This window comes from Amycolatopsis pittospori, assembly GCF_013870525.1.
Taxonomy (GTDB): domain Bacteria; phylum Actinomycetota; class Actinomycetes; order Mycobacteriales; family Pseudonocardiaceae; genus Amycolatopsis; species Amycolatopsis pittospori.
In genome coordinates, this window is record NZ_JACBXD010000192.1 from 1 (window position 1) to 435 (window position 435).

Annotated in this window: 1 protein-coding gene; it reads right to left on the reverse strand. The window is 66.7% G+C overall.

Annotation, left to right across the window (positions count from 1 at the left end):
- Positions 1-413, reverse strand: a 413-nt coding sequence (locus H5J31_RS39570) for a DUF222 domain-containing protein (protein WP_328701737.1), incomplete at its 3' end; no start/stop codon positions are given.
- Positions 414-435: the final 22 nt, after the last annotated feature.

The window sequence follows — 435 nt, forward strand, 5'->3', positions numbered from 1 at the left end:
GCGTAGATCTCCAGGTCGAGGGTTCCGGCGAACCCGAGGGTGCCGTCCCGGTGCTTGATGAACCGCAACTCAGGCCGAGCGTCCTTCGGATCCTCGTTACGAGGCTCTTTACCGTCGGGGTCCATCGTGTCCAGCATCCGACGCCCAGCCCGAGTGATCTCCTTAGGGCCAGCCCGGCGAGCCAGATCGACCAGGATCTTCTCCCCCGCCCGGACGTCTTCGTCGGGTACGAACGAGGGGACCTGGGCCAGGGCGCCGATGATCGCGTCGATCTGGCCGCCACCGATCGCGCCTTCGGCTGCGGCGTCGGCGGTCAACGGTGCCAGCGGGGGCACGACATCGCCGCCGAGAGCTACGCCAGGATGCAGGGCAAGAGCACGATCGGCGCGAGCTGAGGCTTCCTTCTCCGACACATGAAAGTCCTGCAGGATCAGG